20 protein-coding genes are annotated in these 16,279 nt (G+C 61.7%); 10 read left to right on the top strand and 10 right to left on the bottom strand.

Going from position 1 to position 16,279, the window contains the following annotated elements; translation table 11 throughout:
* Nucleotides 1–26: 26 nt before the first annotated feature.
* Nucleotides 27–260 (bottom strand): hypothetical protein, encoded by a 234-nt coding sequence (locus AC1RZR_RS16160; RefSeq protein ID WP_477278614.1) that lies wholly within the window; start codon nt 258–260, stop codon nt 27–29.
* A gap of 212 nt (nt 261–472) precedes the next feature.
* Nucleotides 473–856, bottom strand: a complete 384-nt coding sequence (gene gloA2, locus AC1RZR_RS16155; RefSeq protein ID WP_481828928.1) for an SMU1112c/YaeR family gloxylase I-like metalloprotein — start codon at nt 854–856, stop codon at nt 473–475.
* A 167-nt stretch (nt 857–1,023) separates the two neighbouring features.
* On the opposite strand from gloA2, the gene AC1RZR_RS16150 reads away from it, so the two are divergent.
* The 6 genes from AC1RZR_RS16150 to AC1RZR_RS16125 all read left to right on the top strand — a co-directional run bounded on the left by AC1RZR_RS16150 (nt 1,024) and on the right by AC1RZR_RS16125 (nt 5,470).
* The gene (locus AC1RZR_RS16150; protein ID WP_481828927.1) at nt 1,024–2,823 is read left to right on the top strand and encodes a winged helix-turn-helix domain-containing protein; all 1,800 of its coding nucleotides are present in this window, start codon (nt 1,024–1,026) and stop codon (nt 2,821–2,823) included.
* A gap of 190 nt (nt 2,824–3,013) precedes the next feature.
* Nucleotides 3,014–3,313, top strand: coding sequence for a nickel-binding protein (locus AC1RZR_RS16145; protein WP_477278611.1), 300 nt, complete (start codon nt 3,014–3,016; stop codon nt 3,311–3,313).
* Between the two features lie 133 nt (nt 3,314–3,446).
* A complete protein-coding gene (locus AC1RZR_RS16140) occupies nt 3,447–3,605 on the top strand; it encodes a YjiS-like domain-containing protein (protein ID WP_477278610.1) in 159 nt (52 codons plus the stop codon).
* 28 nt (nt 3,606–3,633) lie between these two features.
* Nucleotides 3,634–3,855 carry a hypothetical protein gene (locus tag AC1RZR_RS16135; protein ID WP_477278609.1) on the top strand — a complete coding sequence of 74 codons (222 nt, stop codon included), beginning with the start codon at nt 3,634–3,636 and terminating at the stop codon, nt 3,853–3,855.
* Between the two features lie 403 nt (nt 3,856–4,258).
* Complete coding sequence (locus tag AC1RZR_RS16130) at nt 4,259–4,930, top strand: ankyrin repeat domain-containing protein (RefSeq protein WP_481828926.1); 672 nt, start codon at nt 4,259–4,261, stop codon at nt 4,928–4,930.
* Nucleotides 4,931–4,957: 27 nt separating this feature from the next.
* Entirely contained in the window at nt 4,958–5,470 is a 513-nt protein-coding gene (locus AC1RZR_RS16125) for a YHS domain-containing (seleno)protein (protein ID WP_477278607.1), read from the top strand.
* Between the two features lie 42 nt (nt 5,471–5,512).
* Here the strand turns inward: AC1RZR_RS16125 and AC1RZR_RS16120 are convergent, their stop codons facing one another.
* The 3 genes from AC1RZR_RS16120 to AC1RZR_RS16110 all read right to left on the bottom strand — a co-directional run bounded on the left by AC1RZR_RS16120 (nt 5,513) and on the right by AC1RZR_RS16110 (nt 10,341).
* Complete coding sequence (locus AC1RZR_RS16120) at nt 5,513–7,702, bottom strand: tetratricopeptide repeat protein (protein ID WP_481828925.1); 2,190 nt, start codon at nt 7,700–7,702, stop codon at nt 5,513–5,515.
* 397 nt (nt 7,703–8,099) lie between these two features.
* On the bottom strand, nt 8,100–10,088 hold the full coding sequence (locus AC1RZR_RS16115; protein ID WP_481828924.1) for an AI-2E family transporter: 1,989 nt from the start codon (nt 10,086–10,088) through the stop codon (nt 8,100–8,102).
* Nucleotides 10,089–10,173: 85 nt separating this feature from the next.
* Nucleotides 10,174–10,341: a hypothetical protein gene (locus tag AC1RZR_RS16110; RefSeq protein WP_481828923.1), complete on the bottom strand. Its 168-nt coding sequence runs from the start codon at nt 10,339–10,341 to the stop codon at nt 10,174–10,176.
* 168 nt (nt 10,342–10,509) lie between these two features.
* On the opposite strand from AC1RZR_RS16110, the gene AC1RZR_RS16105 reads away from it, so the two are divergent.
* A complete protein-coding gene (locus AC1RZR_RS16105; RefSeq protein ID WP_481828922.1) occupies nt 10,510–10,740 on the top strand; it encodes a hypothetical protein in 231 nt (76 codons plus the stop codon).
* Between the two features lie 76 nt (nt 10,741–10,816).
* On the opposite strand, the gene AC1RZR_RS16100 is transcribed toward AC1RZR_RS16105, so the two are convergent.
* Entirely contained in the window at nt 10,817–11,749 is a 933-nt protein-coding gene (locus AC1RZR_RS16100) for a LysR family transcriptional regulator (RefSeq protein WP_481828921.1), read from the bottom strand.
* Between the two features lie 135 nt (nt 11,750–11,884).
* On the opposite strand from AC1RZR_RS16100, the gene AC1RZR_RS16095 reads away from it, so the two are divergent.
* The gene (locus tag AC1RZR_RS16095; RefSeq protein WP_481828920.1) at nt 11,885–12,601 is read left to right on the top strand and encodes an SDR family NAD(P)-dependent oxidoreductase; all 717 of its coding nucleotides are present in this window, start codon (nt 11,885–11,887) and stop codon (nt 12,599–12,601) included.
* Between the two features lie 32 nt (nt 12,602–12,633).
* Here AC1RZR_RS16095 and AC1RZR_RS16090 read toward each other — a convergent pair whose 3' ends face one another.
* Both AC1RZR_RS16090 and AC1RZR_RS16085 read right to left on the bottom strand, forming a co-directional pair.
* Nucleotides 12,634–12,999: a DUF1048 domain-containing protein gene (locus AC1RZR_RS16090; RefSeq protein ID WP_481828919.1), complete on the bottom strand. Its 366-nt coding sequence runs from the start codon at nt 12,997–12,999 to the stop codon at nt 12,634–12,636.
* Nucleotides 13,000–13,001: 2 nt separating this feature from the next.
* Nucleotides 13,002–13,331 (bottom strand): PadR family transcriptional regulator, encoded by a 330-nt coding sequence (locus AC1RZR_RS16085; protein ID WP_481828918.1) that lies wholly within the window; start codon nt 13,329–13,331, stop codon nt 13,002–13,004.
* Between the two features lie 507 nt (nt 13,332–13,838).
* Here AC1RZR_RS16085 and AC1RZR_RS16080 point away from each other — a divergent pair.
* Both AC1RZR_RS16080 and AC1RZR_RS16075 read left to right on the top strand, forming a co-directional pair.
* Complete coding sequence (locus AC1RZR_RS16080; RefSeq protein WP_481828917.1) at nt 13,839–14,084, top strand: DUF982 domain-containing protein; 246 nt, start codon at nt 13,839–13,841, stop codon at nt 14,082–14,084.
* 158 nt (nt 14,085–14,242) lie between these two features.
* Nucleotides 14,243–14,476, top strand: coding sequence for a DUF378 domain-containing protein (locus AC1RZR_RS16075; RefSeq protein ID WP_477278599.1), 234 nt, complete (start codon nt 14,243–14,245; stop codon nt 14,474–14,476).
* Between the two features lie 114 nt (nt 14,477–14,590).
* On the opposite strand, the gene AC1RZR_RS16070 is transcribed toward AC1RZR_RS16075, so the two are convergent.
* Both AC1RZR_RS16070 and AC1RZR_RS16065 read right to left on the bottom strand, forming a co-directional pair.
* Complete coding sequence (locus AC1RZR_RS16070; protein WP_481828916.1) at nt 14,591–15,121, bottom strand: P-loop NTPase family protein; 531 nt, start codon at nt 15,119–15,121, stop codon at nt 14,591–14,593.
* 63 nt (nt 15,122–15,184) lie between these two features.
* Nucleotides 15,185–16,258, bottom strand: coding sequence for a D-alanine--D-alanine ligase family protein (locus AC1RZR_RS16065; RefSeq protein ID WP_481828915.1), 1,074 nt, complete (start codon nt 16,256–16,258; stop codon nt 15,185–15,187).
* Between the last annotated feature and the right edge of the window lie 21 nt (nt 16,259–16,279).

Here is a 16,279-nt window from a genome sequence, read left to right as displayed (position 1 = left end):
TCAATCCCAGTCGCCCGCGCGCGGCTCTACTGGTCCGAAAACCTCACGCTCACGCCGCGCTGCCGAAAATATGCCTGCATCAACTTCCTGCCCGAGCGGTTGTTCTGTGCCAACTTGGTCGGGTCGAACACCGCCTGTTTTATCCCTTCTCGTGTCAGAGCCGCCTTAAGCGTCGCGATATGTGCGTCGATGTCGGCATTGTCCGCCCGGAGGGAGGCATAGATACTTTCGGTAGCCTGGGCCACGGTCGGTTCGCTCACAGGTGTCGTCCTTTGGTTGGTTGAGCGGCGGCTTACCACAGATTCGCGGCTCCGCCGATACCGATGAGACCGTTAGTCGTCTACCGGCATAGCAGGTTCCTGGCGCGAGCCGACCCCCAGTTGGTCGCTGGAGGTGTCTGCTTTCGGATAACCGCAAAATTGCCGACTTCCGCTCCCACCTGCGATGCGTGGTCGCGAAAGCGAACCGTTTCTTATGGGGCTTCGTAGAGCTCCAGCGGCAATCCATCCGGGTCACTGAAAAAGGTAAACCGTTGGTTTGTATATGGGTCGATCCGGATTGGCTCAACGGCAACGCCGGCGGCTTCCAGGCGCATGATTGCGGGATCAAGATTCGCCACGGCAAATGCCAGATGTCTCAGGCCTGTCGCCTCCGGATAGGACGGCCGCATCACGGGTGCAGGGAAGGAGAACAATTCCAGCTGGACGGAGCCGATCCGCAGATCCGCCTTCCATGACTGCCGCTCCTCCCGATAGACCTCCCGGATCAGATCGAGGCCGAGGAGTTCGACATAGAACCGTCGCGACCGGTCGTAGTCGGTGCAGATGAGCGCGACGTGGTGAATGGCGTTCAGCATGCTACGAACTCTAGCCAAGCTGGGATCTGAGGCCAAGGTCATACGGATTTCATCTGCGCCTGATCGGCGACATGATGTTGCCGCCAGAGCGCAACCAGGCAACACATGTCTTGAGCCTCTCCCATGTTTTAGCTTGATAGGGTAGATTGTTGCACCGGAAGGGGGCGATGCACCACTCATTTGGACAATTCGAACTCGATGAAGCTGCTCGCAAACTGTCGCTGAGAGGCGTTGGGCAGAAAATCCAGCCGCTTGTTTTTGACTTGCTGGTGTACCTGGTCCGCAACGCGGGCAGAGTCGTCCCCAAAGACGAACTGATGGACGCTCTTTGGCCCGATGTCATTGTGACTGAAGCTTCGCTTCAGCGCGTGGTCAGCCTCACCCGCAAGGCGCTTGCAGCAGGCGGGTTGCAGGACGCGATACACAGCTACGTTCGCCACGGTTATCGCTTCGCCATCGATGAGCCGGGGCTGGGATATGCACAGCCTGCCTCGTTCCAAGGGGCCGACGATCTCGCTGAGGCTCGCAGGCTGGCCGCCGCACGCGATTGGAGCGCGGCTGCAAAACTCTTCGCCAATCTTGCAGAGATTGAAGCTCTCTCTTCGGCGGACATCGACCTTTGGGCTCTGGTCGTCGAATGTGGCGGGCGGCCAACCGAGGCGATCCCTGTGCTGGCTCGCGCTGTAGCGGCTCATATCGAAGCTGGCGATTTCGCGCGCGCCGCGAGATCTGCCGTCACGCTCGCCAAGATCCAGGCCGAACGCGGATCGGGTGCCGTTGCGGAGGGATGGCTGGAACGTGCTGCTTCGCTTCTGTCTCAGTCGCCGGACGATAGTACGCAATCATATCTGCTCTGGATGAGATCGCGCCTTGCATCCTCGGGCGGGCGCCCGGAGGAAGCGCTTCAACTGGCATCAGCCGCCCACGCGATAGCTGAAAATTGCGAAGATCCTGGCCTGCGAGCGCTGACCCTGACGTACAAGGGATTTTTCAATCTGGCCCTCGGCAAGATCGATGAGGGCAGCGAGCAGCAAAACCATGCGGCGGCGATCGCGTTGTCGAGCCAAGTCGACCCCATCACCGGTAGCCTGGTTTACTGCAATATCCTCTGGAGTTGCAGGACTTTTGCCGACTGGCCGCGTGCCCGCCAGTGGAGCGAAGGCTTTGAAAGCTGGTGCACCGCAAGTTTTGCGCAAACATCAGGAGCCTGTGACCTTCATCGCGCGGAAGTCGTCGCGGCGCAGCAGATACTGCCTGAGGCCCTCACCTGCATAAACGAGGCGCTTCCCAAACTCTCCGCGGAGGAATCCTGGTCGCTTGGCGAAGGCTTTCGCGTCCGTGGTGATATCTTCGCCATGATCGGCGATCTCGCAGCGGCGCGCGCCGACTACGATCAGGCCTATGCACTTGGCTGGGATGCGGAGCCGGGCAACGCCCAGCTGTTGTTCGAAACCGGCGATCTGGACGGTGCGCTGGCCGCACTTGATCGGGCTTTACAGGGGATGTCGTGGTTCCATCTTCAGCGACGCGGAAACCTGTTGGTGAACGCGGCCTGCATAGCGGCGCGCGGTGGGCGCTCAGCCCAGGCATCAATCTATCTCGCTGAAATCGATGCACAGCCAGAGCGCTGGCGACAGCCGGCTACGCAGGCTTTGATAGCCGAAACCAAGGCTGCGCTTTGCGAGCCCGGCGACCCGAACGGAAATCGGCTTCTGCTACTGGCCCGGCAACTCTGGACCAGCACAGGCGTCGATTATCATGCGGCGAGGGTTCGGCTACAGCTAGCAAAGGCATTGCTGAACTCGGGCGACATCAGTGGGGCGAAGGTGGAAATCACCGCGGCGGAGAGATCGGCTCGCCACCTGGGATCGCAGCGTTTGGCAGAGGAAGCCGCGATGCTTCGCCATAGCCTTTCGCAAGATAGCCAGTCGCCTGGCGACGGCTCTATGCAAGCGCTGACTGCTTGACCCCTGCCCTCCTGCTTGCCTGGATGATCTGCTGATACGGTTGTCAGCCGGCGATCGGAAAGATCAGCCAGAGATCAGCCCTGGATAAGGACGATCAGTCCCCCAAGACGTATTTTTTCCCAGCCATGCAGACACGCGTGGCCATCAGCGGCGCCGGCGAAGGGTCGGCGCGAAAGTGAAAGGGAAAATCATGAACCTCTTTGTCATCCGTCGCCCGAGCGCGTGGGCATCTCTGCAGGAACTCGAAGCCGCCGGCGCGAAATCGGCAAAGGTCGCCAAGGAGCAGATGTCGGGCACGGTCAACTGGATCCGCAGTTACGTTGTGCATGAACCCGATGGGCGCATCGGCACCTTCTGCATCTACGAGGCCAAGGACGGTGAGGCCATCCGGGATCACGCCAAGCGCGTCGGCATGCCTGGCGAGGAATTCTACCCGGTTGCCGACACCGTCATCCTTCGGAACGATCCGATTTCGACGGCGGCCGCCTGACGACCTCCAGTCGCTGCCTCGCGTGGTCAACGTGAGGCAGCGTCATCCAACCAGCAAGCAATGATCAGAACGGCGCCTGGAGCGGCCTGCCCGCATTCTCTGGCGCCACGATTCCTGACCAGTGGAGAAAACGATGTTTCACTACCTAAAGCGCATTTCGATCGGGCTGAGGGCGCGCAGAGCCGAAAGGGCTTTGCGCGAACTACCTGACCATATCCTGAAGGACATTGGCATTCGCCGCGCTGCGATCTCCTACGCCGTTCGAGAGCATCTCAAGGAAGATTGCGTCTGAGTGCTCGCCCTCAAATGGAACCAAAGACATGGAAATTCTCATAAACATGGCGAATATCATGTATGTGGTCGCCTACTTCACCTTGGATATTCTGCGGTTGAGAATCCTCACCACAGCGGCCGCAATCTGCCTCGCCGTGTATTTCTACAGCCAGCCGACGCCGCTCATGAACGTCGTCGGCTGGAATGTCTTCTTTGTGCTGCTGAACCTGGTCCAGATTGGCCGAATCTTGAAGTCTCGCTACAGCTGAAGCAAGGCTCGCCGACACGCTGAATGTCGGGTCGAATGCAGCCGCAGCCTGCTCCAAGTTGCCAGAGCAATTCCAGGAAAGTGTGAACGGTTTCCGCCCGGAATTGCGTCAAAACAAGGGGTAAGGCAGTTTGCCACGGACATTTTGGGGGGCGTAGGCATCGTCGTGACCTGACCCAATCCGAACATTGCTTTGGCGCATGGAAGCGGCGCGCGGACGCAATGCCCTGGGTTCAGAAACAGAACCGCGCGAGGCTGCCTTTCCCATCTAGAGCAAAGAATCTCCTGGAGCGCATTGCCGATTACCCTTTGGTGAAATGACGGAATCCATAGCCCCCGCGCGCCGAATGGAGTAGAGTATCTCATAAATCGGTCTGCGAGCGAACGTCGCCCGGAGGTTTGTCGTGACCGTCACCAAGCGAATACGGTTGCTGATGGCCTCACTGAGGGTCACGCCCCTCGGAATAGGCCCGGATCGGCTTGTCTGCATTGCTGCGCTCGTTGCGTGCATTTCCTGGCTCGGAATTGCTGGTGGTGCGTCGACCGCAGGGCCGCTTCATGACGCTGCGCGGGAGGGCGACGCCGGAAAGGTTGCCGAACTCCTGGCACAAGGCGCCAATGTGAACGATCGCGACGAGAGCCGTCAGACCCCGCTGATCGATGCGGCGCTTGCCGGCAAGACCGAGGTCGCCATTGCGTTGATCGAGGCCAAGGCCGACATCGAAGCCCGCAACGATCGCGGCTTCACGGCGCTACATGCGGCAGCCTACTCAGGAAGCCTGGACATTGCAAAATTGCTGCTCGACCACGGGGCCGAGGTCGACGCGTTGAGCACGCACAAGATCACGCCGCTGCATGTGGCAGCAGAAGAGAACCAGACGGCCATCGCGGAGCTGTTGATCGCGCGCGGCGCACAGGTCGAGGCAATCCAGGAATACGGGTACACGCCTCTCAGCCGCGCGACATTCTATCAGAGCACCGACGTGATGGTTTTGCTCAAGAAGCACGGCGCAAAATGCCAACCCAAGGAAACGATGGGGTCGTCGTACAAGGTGTGCATCGCCCTCGGCAACTGACATCGAGAAAGGTTACTGGAGGAGAACATGACAGAGAACCGTTCCAGAAGGTTTGACAGTTTGCTTTGCGCGGGAGTAGCCGCCGCCTCCCTCCTCCTCTTCGGCACCGGTGGATCCCACGCCGGCGACGGAGTGAACACCGGATACTTCGGCAACGTCGCCATCCTGGGTTATGATCCGGTAGCATACTTCACCGACGGTCGCGCGACGATGGGTTCGCCCAACATCTCGAGGAAGTGGCTCGGAGCGACTTGGTACTTCGCCAGCGTCCAACACCGGGATGCCTTTGTTTCCGAGCCGGTGCGCTATGCCCCTCAGTTCGGCGGCTTCTGCACCGGGGGAATGTCAGTTAAGGAGGCATCCGCGAACCTTGACCCGGAAGCCTTCCGCATCGTCGATGGCAAGCTCTTCCTGTTCTCCGGAAAGGAGGGCCTGGAGGAAGACTTCGATGCCAACCCGGCGCCTGTCATTGCGAAAGCGGAAGCCGAATGGCCCGCAGTGGAGGCCAAGGAACTCGAGGCTAGAGCGGCCGCCAACTAGCTCCGGCGCGATGTCGTGAGCCCGCAAGTTGAATGGCGCCCGTCACGGAGACACCGAGAAATTCCAGACTGTGACGGAGTCCGGCCAAGCGTACTCGTCCTGCGTATCGCTGCTCCCGTTGGGATTGCGGTAGACCGGGCTGCAGAATTTGCGGCCGAGCAAAGTCGCTGAGGATCGCGTGCAGAACAGGTTGTCCTCTAGAGTGAACGCGCCGGCGATCATACTGTTTTGAGAGCTCAGGGCGAAGTCGCCGTTTGCATTCAGCTCCATCACAAACGGCGCACCATTATGTTGATGCCCGATCCATGTGTGGTTGATAGTCAGGGCCTGTATAGCAGAGGCGTCGAGGCGGTCCTCCGCCCGCCCGCGGAAGTCGTAGCTCCACTCCGGCATCCCCGCGGCGCGAAGAGCATCCAGCCGGTGATCGAGATCCTGTTGCCGCCGATGATGGGCGTACACGACGCGAAGGCCGGCGAGGTTCTGCTCGTGGGACCTTTCCAGCATTGCTGCGACCGCGTTGTGCGCTTCCGCCATTCGGCCCAGACGCGCGTTTGTCATGGCCAGCGTTTCAAGGCCGAGGTCGCTCCGCTCTTCCGGCTGGAGTTCGTGCAGCGCCTGGATGGCCTTCTCGTATTGCCGGTTCATGTAGAGCACTAAGGCATAATAATCGAAGACCTGCGCCCGCGGCTTGGGATCGAGTTGCAGCACGCGTTCCATGGCCGCTAGCGCCTCCGGGTTCTGACCGGCGTAGGTCAGTACGATCGCCAGGTTGAGCTCTGCCTCGGCACCATTCGGATCGAGTGCCACCGCCTTCTGGACCGACACGATCGCCTCGTCCATTTCGCCGTCGAGCATCTGCAGGATGCCGAGCACGGCATAGGCGCGCGAAGACTGGGGGTTGAGTTCCAGCGCTCGCCCCGCCGCTTCATAGGCGCGCTGGCGAGCGACGGCGCTCAGCATGATGAGCTGGTAGTCGAAACCCAGCACGTCCACGGTAGCCCGGGCGTAGCCCGAATAGGCGTCTGCGAACCCAGGATCGAGCTTGATCGCGCTTTGATAAAGGGCGAGAGCCTCCCCGAGAGACTTGTAGTCGAGTGCATACACTTTCTGCTCGGCTCGGATATAGAAGTCGTAGGCTTCCAGATTTCGGGTCGGGAGGCGCGCAATCTGGGTTCTCTCGCCCTCCGTCAACCGTACCGAGAGGGCCTCGACGATGCGTCCGATCAGTTCGTCCTGCAGCGCGAATATCTTGGAGTAGTCGCGGTCATACCGCTCTGCCCAAACGTTGCTTCCCGTCGTCACATCGATGAGCTGCACGTTGATGCGAACTGCGTCCCCCTCACGGCGAACGCTGCCCTCGAGCACGTAACGGACGTTCAATTGCTTCGCGATCTGCCGGACGTCCAGGGTTCGATCCTTGAATGAGAATACGGAAGTGCGAGCGATAACGAGCAGCCCGGAAATCTTCGATAGATCAGTGATGAGATCGTCCGTGAGCCCTTCGGCGAAATAGTCCTGCTCGGATTTGTCGCTGATATCACCGAACGGCAATACGGCGATGGAGGGCTTGCCCGCCGCCGCGCCGACAGTGGTGGGACTGTGGTCAGGAAGAAGTGCAGTCGCCTGCGGCCAAAGGAATAACACAACGCGGCCGACCGCTAGGAACACGAACAGTGCCGCGGGGATCATGAACCATCGCCGGGAACGCAGCTTCTTGGGGATTGCGGTCTGCTCCAACAGGACCCGATAGACGCGGACTGGCTCGGCGATGTTCTTGAGGTGCTGTTCGCCCAACGACTTGAAGGCCAAGCCAAGCTTGTTCCTGGCTTGATCGTAAGCAGCTCCCGAGATGACTACGCCGCCTGGATCGCTGAACCCCTCCAGCCGGGCAGCGATGTTGACGCCATCGCCATAGAAGTCATCCCCATCGATGATCACGTCACCCAGATTTATCCCCATTCGGAAAACGATCCGGGAGTCCTCGGGAACATTAAGGTTCTGCTGCGCGGCAATTTGCTGAATTTCGACAGCGCATGCCACGGCATCAACGACGCTGGTGAACTCGACCAACGCCCCGTCGCCCATGAGCTTGACGACGCGGCCGTGGTACCCATTGATCAAAGGTTCGATGAATTCGCGGCGAAATTCTTTGAGCCGAGAAAGGGTGCCTGTCTCGTCCAGGCCCATCAGGCGGCTGTACCCCACCACGTCGGCGGCGAGGATCGCGACCAACTTTCGTTCCAGATGTTGACCCTGTTCCATTTCAGGCAGAACTATAAGGAAAGCGTAGTGGCAAGACCATACGCACTGGCTAGCGAGAGGTAGCAGCAAACAGTCCCTTCTCCGATGCGGTACGTTACAAAATCGGCTGCGAGCGTTCGCCTTGAATTCCGAAAAGGTGATGTTCGACGGAATATCGGCTCCTGACGCAACCGCGACCTCCATCATGGTCACCCGCGATGTCTGCTTCCGGGCGCGGTTTGCCTCTATGGCCGACATAGAGGCGCATTGCTGCCATTCGCAACGCGGACAATGAAGGTCACCGTTGGGTCACATTGCATCATCCGACGCTAGCAACTGAACCTCCGCAACGGGCCGAACCCGGTCGTTGGAGTGACCGGGTTCGGCCCTAGCTCGAAGCCGCTGCCGAGACCTTTTTGGGCACGGCCCGCTGCCGGCGCGGGCGGCGTTTGGCGGTCAGCTTGAGGGCAACCGGCGGCTCTTTTGACAGCGCGCCCAGCACGGCGGCTACCATGTCATGCGCGACGAAATCGGCGTTCATGTCATGGGCCAGCTTGGCGGCCGCTTCCTTGTCGTCATTGCCGGTCTCCGACCAGAACACGATGCCCACCCGCAGCGACGCCTTCGCACGCTTCAGCCGGCGAACCAGAAAACGGGCGTGCTTGACGGAATCCCGGTTGAGGAAGCCGACCACGACGCTGTCGATGGTCTCGAGCTCGAGGCGGCGGATGCTCGCCGGTTCCATCTCGGCGAAGCCTGCCTTCAACGCTGTCGCGCCCTGCACTTCCAGCACCTGCGCCAGCATCGCGGCTGCGGCATCGTCGAGTTCGCCACGCCCGCCGGAGCAAAGCACCGACATGCCGGTGCCATCGGGCAGCTCCGGCTCGTCCTCGCCGGCGGTATCGCCATCGTCGGCCGCTTCCCCCGCTTCGGTCGGGTCATCCTCTTCGGCCGCTTCCTCATGTGCGCTGTCGTCGAGGTTGGCCACCAAGGTCAGGGCACTGGCCGCCACCTGCCGCCTTTGTGCGTCACCCATGACGCCGCGCACCCGGTCCCGCTCGCCCAGCAGAAGTGCCGGAATGGCCACCTTGTCGTAGAATTCGACCAGATATTTCTCTTCCAGCATCTCCTCGGCGTGGTCGGTGGCTTCCTCCGGATCACCGGCCAGCAGCCGCTGGTAGAGGCGTGCGTGCGGTTCGAGCACGGGCTCGTTGCCGAACAGCACGTCAAGGAATTCGAACTGCGGCACGTGCCTGCCCAGCACCACCAGGCAGACGGTGAGCGGCGTTGACAGCACCAGTCCGAGCGGCCCCCACAGCCAGGTCCAGAAGATGGCGGCAACGATGATCGCCAGCGGCGACAGCCCCGTCCGCGACCCGTAGAGCCAGGGTTCGACGACATTGCCGGTGACCAGTTCCATCACCACGAACAGGGCGGCGGTCCACAGGACGAGCGACCAGCCGGGTGCCACGGCCAGCGCCAGGAACAGCGGCAGCAGCATGCCGATGGCCGGGCCGATATAGGGAACGAAACGCAGCGCCAGCGCGAGCAGCCCCCACAGCAGGGCGTTGGGAATGCCGAGGATCCACAGCCCAGCTGTAATCGGTATGGCGTAGACGATGTTGACGACCAATTGCATCAGCAGATAGAGGCCCACCCGCTTGCCGGCATCCCGCAGCGCCTCGGTGGTGCGGTGAAGGTCGCCGTAGCCGACAAGCCGGATGAAGCGGTCGCGCAGATCCTCCCGTTCGAGCAGCATGAAAATGACCACGACGATGATCAGGCCGGCCGATCCGAGCGGGCTTATCAGCGGGCCGACTATGTTCTGCAGGACTTCGAGCGGCCGTTCGCGCGCGACGATCTCGACGGGCACCGGCTCGCGCACCGGCTTGTCCGGCGTGGCGGCCGGCAGCGAAGCGTCCTGCCTGTTGATCTCCTGGCCGACGCGCTCGACCACGCGGCTCAATTTGGCGATGATGCCTCCCCCGACGCCGGTTTCCTTGAGCGAACGGATCTTGGTCAGGATGTTGGTCTGGTAGACCGGGATGTTTTGCGCCAGTTCGCTGACCTGGGTGACGACGATGAAGCTGAACAGGGCAAGTGCAGCGAAAGCGCCGAGCACGCTGGCAATGACAGCCGCAATCCTGGGAATGCCGACCCGTTTGAGCGCCGCGACAAGCGGCGCCAGCGCGAAGGTCAGCAGCAGCGCGATGGCGATCGGCAGGAAAACCTCGCGCCCGAAATACAGCGCCGCCACCGTCGTGACGGTGGTCGCTACGTTGGGCAACGACGTTCGCGGATGGGGCGCCGCGGCCGCAAGAATGTCCTCCAACCCATGAGCCGGAGACGCCGTGCCGTTTCGACGATTGGCCGCCACTTGGTCTCTCCCCCTACCAACCACCATGATCGGGCATATTGAGCCGGCGTGCAACTTTTGCCGCGGCGGGGTAGTGGGTCGGTTTTTAGCGTTTTCCAGCTAGAATGCGGGCTTCCCGCAACAGCGATGCCCAGTTGCGCCCAAGGAAGGCAACAAGCTCTGCGGCTTGTGCTTCGGTGATGCCGGTTTCATCAACCAAACGGCGAACAAGATCGTCCAGCGCACCCGGTGGCCTTCCTTGCTCGTCAGTCATCGGAACCATCCCGTATGCGGCACAACGCAACTTACTGTTACTGGTTCCCCCCGCAGAATGACTCGCTAATCCTGTACGAAAGCGTACAGTTCACTTGTCGCTCGGTCGTCAATGGCAACGAGCGGTTGAAAGAGTCGATCACGCTTTCGCCCTTGAGGGAGACGCGAGATGGCCTTACGTGGCACGGCTGACGAAATACAGTTGGCGGCACTCACCAGACTTCTAGACGATTATTGTGAGCAGGCCGGCATTGAAGGCACGCACCCAGCGCGGGAACATTTGGCACGTCGCCTGATCGCTCTTTTCAGCGGCAACATCGACAGTCCAGACCATATCAAGATGGCTCTGGACAGCGTTGCGAAGGACTGGAAGCCCGATCAGATGCCGAGAAACGGCTAGTCGCAACGCTTATTGCAGGCTCCGCGAACCACCCGTGACGGACTCGGCTAGCGGGTTTTCGCGCCTCGCCGTAAGGTCATCGCCGCGGATACGCTGCCCTACACACGGTCATCACGGTGTCGCGCAGCCAGCGATGCGCCGGGTCGGCATCCATGCGCGGATGCCACATCGCCGATATATTGAACTCCGGCACGGGCAGCGGGATTTTGAAGGTCGCAAGACCCGCCGTGGCGGCATGGTCGCATGCCATGGCGTTGCCAAGACACGACCGCGGCACGGCCGCGACCAGATCCGACTGGCGTGCGATCCGCATCGCATCCGGGTAGCCGGGCACGATAACCCTTATTGCCCGTTTCAGCCCCAGCCTCTGCAGGGCGGCATCGATCGGCTCGATCGGATCGCCTTCCCTGGACGCCACCACATGGTTGCAGGCCGCATAATTTTCGGGCGTCACCACTGGTCCCAGAAGGGGATGCCCAATCCGGGCGACGCCGACGAGCCTGTCCTGGAACAACATCTGGGTGCGTATCTCCGGCGCGGAGGTGCCAAGCACGCCGATCTCCAGATCGATGAGCCCCTCCCGTAGCGGTCGCGCATCCTTGTTGGGTTTGGCGACAAAGCGCAGGCAGATGCGTGGCGCCGCCTGCGTAACGGCGGTCACGACGGGGCCGGACAGAAATTCCAGGAAGGCTTCACTGACACGTATGGTGAATGTCAGGTCGAGCGAGGCGGCGTCCACGTCGGTGATTTGCGGCCGCAGCACCGCTTGCACGTCCCGCGCGAGCTCATGGACGCGGTCGCGCAGCTCGGCGGCGCGCGGTGTCGGCACAAGTCCCCGCCCGGCGCGGACGAGCAGCGGGTCGCCCGTCGCTGCCCGAAGCCTGGTCAGGGTCCGGCTCATGGCCGATGTACTCAAGCTGAGACGACGGGCCGCCCCGGTCACGCTGCCCTCGGCGAGCAACACATCCAGCGCTGTGAGAAGGTTCAGATCCACATCGGCATTGTCCATGCAATGAGCCTACCCCACTCGCTTCGCATGACATAGCGCCCGATGCAACTATACTTTGATTGTGATGCGTCTGGCGCCCGGCGTGTGGTTGCTTATATCCGCGGTCAACCCTCACCACCCGAAAGACATTCACCCATGCCTACAGCCGTTTTGAGCGATAGAGCCCGCACGATCCTCCTCATTGGCGCATCGCGTGGCCTCGGCCATGCCATGGCGGCCGAGTTCCTGAAGAAGGGATGGAACGTCGTCGGCACGGTCCGCGACGGTGGAACCCGGACCCTGTTGCACGATCTGGCGGACGAGTATGGCGGTCGGGTCGAGATCGAGATCCTGGACATTTGCGAGCCCGATCAGCTCGCGGCGCTGCACGGCCGCCTGTCCGGCAGAGTGTTCGACATGCTGTTCGTCAACGCCGGCGTGAGCAACAACCCGGTCGAAACGATCGCGGATGTGACGACCGACGAGTTCGTCAGGGTGATGGTCACCAATTCGCTGAGCCCGATGCGTGTCATCGAAAGCCTGGAGCCGTACGTTCCCGCGACAGGTCTGATCGGCGCTATGTCATCCGGGCAAGGCAGCGTCGCCAACAACGAGACCGGCCAGCGCGAGGTCTATCGCGGCAGCAAGGCGGCCCTGAACATGTTCATGCGAAGCTTCGCCGCCCGCCAGGCCGGCACATCGCGCGCCATGGTGGTGATGGCGCCGGGCTGGGTCCGAACCGATCTGGGCGGCCCGGACGGGCGGCTGAGCATCGAGGAGAGCATTCCCAGCCTGGTGAACGTGCTTCTCGCGAAGCAGGGAAAACCGGGCCTGGAATATCTCGATTATCTCGGCCGTACGGTCCCCTGGTGACATTGTTCGAGATCAAGGCGCTGCTCATCCCGTTACGGTTCGTTGCTCGCGACGCGATCAATGGCGTCGGTCAGCCGTTTCCGCTCCTTGTTGATCCACTGACCCTCCGAGTAGTTTTGGAGAAACGCCTCGGCGAACTCCACAGGATCCTCCCCGACGATCGCGCGGATCGGGGTTCCGATCGCCGCGCTCTGCTCGAAGAGATCCGCGAGATCCTCCAGCATCGATACCAGGGTGTCGCCTTTCGTTATCGCCCCGAAGTACATCAGGTATCGATCCAGCGCATCGATCGCCGCGCGATAGTTCGCGGGAAGCTGTGCCGTCCGCGCCTTGTAGTGCCGGTAACGCTTCTTCTGATCGATCGACCCTGCGATCTGCTCAATCCACCCTGTGGCCATGTCTATTTCCTTTCCGTGTGAAGCTGCTCGAGCCGTTCCGCGAGGAAACTCCACGTCCTCCAGAACTCTTCGAGATATTCCCGTCCCCGAGCGTTGACCGAATACACCTTGCGCGGCGGCCCCTTCTCGGACGGGATCTTCTCCACGTCGACGAGGCCCTTTTGCTCGTTCCTGACGAGCAGGGCGTAGACGGTGCCTTCGGCGATGTCGGAGAAGCCCTGCTCCCGCAACCGTGCCGTGATCTCGTAGCCGTACGCGGGCTGCACGGAGAGGATCGCGAGGATGATGCCCTCCAGCGTGCCCTTCAGCATCTCCGTCATCTGCTTGCCCACGCAAAATCTCCCGTAGCTACTCAGCGTTACTAACTACCAGTATGTAGCAACACTGAATAGTGGCCGTCAACCCCCGTGCCCTCCAGATGCGCTGACCCGGGGCAGACCAGCGCCTGACGCCCTGGCCATCGCCACCTTGGCCATCATCGCCCGGTCCAGTCCGTCGTCTCACAGGGAGGAGCGCAGAGCGTCATTTTCTCGAGGGCTGAGGTTTGCCAAAACGCGTTGCGCGCGGCTCCCCGGCCAGCGCGACAGCGGATGAGCGCCAAAAGGCCGCTCCAGGTGCTTTTGCACGTGGTGCGTCTCCACGGTAAATCGGCCGGCGATAATGTCTGGCAGCCAAAGTGCGTCAGGGTTGGCGTCAAGTCGCGTCGGCAGAAGGTCGTAGCGCGGCGCCAGCGGATGCGTCAGCCTCTGCAGGCGGCCACTCACGCTACAGTGATCGGCAGGGATGAAACCCCACGCTGCCAGCGGCGTTTTAACGCTGCAACGCAGTCGAGGTTTCCAATGCAAACCGCATGGTTCTCCAAACCCGTGGTGGTTTCCGTCGGCGTCACCGGTTCCACCCGCAATCTGTCCAATACCCAACAGGCCATCGAATTGCTCACGACACATTGGCGCGACACAGGCAGCGTGAAGCATCAGTCCGCGCTGCGCGCCTGCCGCCGGGCGACGAGCGGCGACGTGTCCCCCGACATCGCCAGGGAGGCTTTTGTCGATGCCGCGCGCGAGGCGCATATCCTGGTCGAGTAGGCCGGGTCGAGCAAGCCGGCCGCATTCACGGACCGTGGCGGCCGTTCACATTTTCGTGATTGACGGAACCGGTTGAAACGGCAGGCGTTTTTTTGCAGGCGTCTTTTTCTCAGGCAAACACTAGGCGCCTTTTTCTCAGGCAACATCAGGAGGCGTTTATGCGCGTCATGAATCTCGCCACCCTCGCCCTCATCATCCTTGGCGGTCTCAACTTTCTGTCCATGGGTGTTACGGGCTACGACGTAATCGGCACGGTCCTCGGGGGCGCCATGCTGGCCCGCCTGGCCTATCTGGTCATCGGCCTTGCAGCCATATGGCAGCTTATGCCGGGCTTCCAGAGCTTGACGGTTGGAGAAGTCGATGCCGAACGGCATATTCATCATCATCCGTGACCAGTAAGGTGGGGGCGGCGGAAAATCCGCCGCCCCCATCGCATGAAGGCGATCAGGCGGCCGCCATGTGAAGCGCGGGGGCGAATTTCAAGCATTCTTCACGTCCTGCAAAAATCAGGAGCCTCGCTGGCGAGCAAGCGAATCCAGGAACTGGGTGATTTGACGGGCGCCACTCAAATTCACCACTGGCACCAGCGGCCCGCGGATTGCCCGCTCCGCCTCGATGGCAGGCCGACTGTTGCGATCGAAATTCCAGATGTAGCGGAGAAACGACAGGTACTCCGCATCCAGCCGCTCGGTGCATCCGGCAGGCAGATCAGGCCGGGGGCGGTTCAACACGCTGCGCAGGACCACTCGTCTCAGACAGGTGGTGCGAGGCGTGTTCAGCCAGACAACGAGATCGGACTTGGGAAGCCTCAAATCAAAGGTCTGCCGGTAGTAGTTTCCCTCACACACCCAACCGGCACCCGCAACCGCCGCGCCGACGCGTGCCCGGAAAACTTCGGGTTCGGGTTTGCTCCAGCCTGGTCCCCAGAAGAGCTTGTCGAGATGCACGACCGGCAAATGCAGCCGCTCGCCAATATGCCGCGCTAGGGTCGACTTGCCGCTTCCGGCGTTTCCGAGAATTACGATCCGCTGCATCATTTTGGCTTTGCGACTTCCCGGACACAGTAGTCAACCTGGCGACTGAATTTCGGCCGGCCAGACTCAGACTGTTCGCGCCCCATGCCTGGCCAGCGCGTGCTCGATCAGCACGTCGATGGTCTGGCTGTAGCCTATGCCTGACGCCGCCAGCGCCTTGGCATACATCGAGATGTCGGTGAAGCCGGGAAGCGTGTTGACCTCGTTGACCAGCAGCGAACCGTCGGCACGCAGGAAAAAGTCGACGCGCGCCATGGCTTCGCAGCCGAGCGCCTGAAAGGCCTGCCGCGCCATCTCCCTCGCTTTGTCGGCGACCGCGGCCGGGACATCGGCCGGCACCTTGACCACCGCGCCATCGGCATCGAGATATTTGGCCTCGTAGGTGTAGAAGCCGTGCCTGCCGGCCGGAATGATCTCGCCGGGCAGCGAGACCGTCAGCGTGCCGTCGGCCCTCTGCAGGACCGAGCACTCGATCTCGCGGCCTTCGACGAACTCCTCGATCAGCGCCTTGCCGTCATAGCGGAAAGCCGTTTCGATGGCCTGCCGGAAACCGTCCCTGTCATTCACCTTGCTCACCCCGAAGGACGAACCCTGGCGCGCCGGCTTGGCGAAGAATGGCAGGCCGAGCGCCCCTGCAATCTCCTGGAACGAACTGACATCGTTTCGATGCAAGGTGACCGAGCGGGCAACGGCAAGGCCGGCCTCGCGCATCAGCCGCTTGGCGACATCCTTGTCCATGGCGGCGGCCGAGGCGAGGATACCGCAGCCGACATAGGCGACATCGGCGACCTCGGCGTAGCCCTGCACCGAGCCGTCCTCGCCGAACGGCCCGTGCAACACCGGAAAGACGACATCGACGGGGTCAGGTTGCGTTCCATCCCGCGACACGGCGACCAGCCTGCCCTTGCCGCCGGGCAACAGCGCGACCTCCACACCGTCCTCGGATACCGGAGCCCCTGCCCCGTCGCCGGCGGCCGACTGTTGCAGCAGCCACCTGCCATCCCTGGAGATGGCGATCGGCACGATCTCGTAGCGTGTCCGGTCGATCGCCTTCAGCACATTGGCGGCCGAAAGACGCGACACGTCATGTTCAGCCGAACGCCCGCCATAGAGGATGGCCACCCTTGTCTTGTCCGTCATCGAAATCCCTCAACTGTCAAA

This window comes from Mesorhizobium bavaricum (genome assembly GCF_056781655.1).
Note: the sequence above shows the minus strand (reverse complement) of the source record. Positions and strands in the feature narration are given on the sequence as shown.

Bases quoted from the DNA above. Each gene is read 5' to 3' on its own strand.
- AC1RZR_RS16070 (WP_481828916.1), bottom strand. From the start codon at position 15,121: ATGATGCAGCGGATCGTAATTCTCGGAAACGCCGGAAGCGGCAAGTCG.
- AC1RZR_RS16145 (WP_477278611.1), top strand. From the start codon at position 3,014: ATGAACCTCTTTGTCATCCGTCGCCCGAGCGCGTGGGCATCTCTGCAG.
- AC1RZR_RS16140 (WP_477278610.1), top strand. From the start codon at position 3,447: ATGTTTCACTACCTAAAGCGCATTTCGATCGGGCTGAGGGCGCGCAGA.
- gloA2 (WP_481828928.1), bottom strand. From the start codon at position 856: ATGCTGAACGCCATTCACCACGTCGCGCTCATCTGCACCGACTACGAC.
- AC1RZR_RS16090 (WP_481828919.1), bottom strand. From the start codon at position 12,999: ATGGCCACAGGGTGGATTGAGCAGATCGCAGGGTCGATCGATCAGAAG.
- AC1RZR_RS16150 (WP_481828927.1), top strand. From the start codon at position 1,024: ATGCACCACTCATTTGGACAATTCGAACTCGATGAAGCTGCTCGCAAA.
- AC1RZR_RS16125 (WP_477278607.1), top strand. From the start codon at position 4,958: ATGACAGAGAACCGTTCCAGAAGGTTTGACAGTTTGCTTTGCGCGGGA.
- AC1RZR_RS16110 (WP_481828923.1), bottom strand. From the start codon at position 10,341: ATGACTGACGAGCAAGGAAGGCCACCGGGTGCGCTGGACGATCTTGTT.
- AC1RZR_RS16095 (WP_481828920.1), top strand. From the start codon at position 11,885: ATGCCTACAGCCGTTTTGAGCGATAGAGCCCGCACGATCCTCCTCATT.
- AC1RZR_RS16065 (WP_481828915.1), bottom strand. From the start codon at position 16,258: ATGACGGACAAGACAAGGGTGGCCATCCTCTATGGCGGGCGTTCGGCT.
- AC1RZR_RS16100 (WP_481828921.1), bottom strand. From the start codon at position 11,749: ATGGACAATGCCGATGTGGATCTGAACCTTCTCACAGCGCTGGATGTG.
- AC1RZR_RS16080 (WP_481828917.1), top strand. From the start codon at position 13,839: ATGCAAACCGCATGGTTCTCCAAACCCGTGGTGGTTTCCGTCGGCGTC.
- AC1RZR_RS16135 (WP_477278609.1), top strand. From the start codon at position 3,634: ATGGAAATTCTCATAAACATGGCGAATATCATGTATGTGGTCGCCTAC.
- AC1RZR_RS16075 (WP_477278599.1), top strand. From the start codon at position 14,243: ATGCGCGTCATGAATCTCGCCACCCTCGCCCTCATCATCCTTGGCGGT.
- AC1RZR_RS16105 (WP_481828922.1), top strand. From the start codon at position 10,510: ATGGCCTTACGTGGCACGGCTGACGAAATACAGTTGGCGGCACTCACC.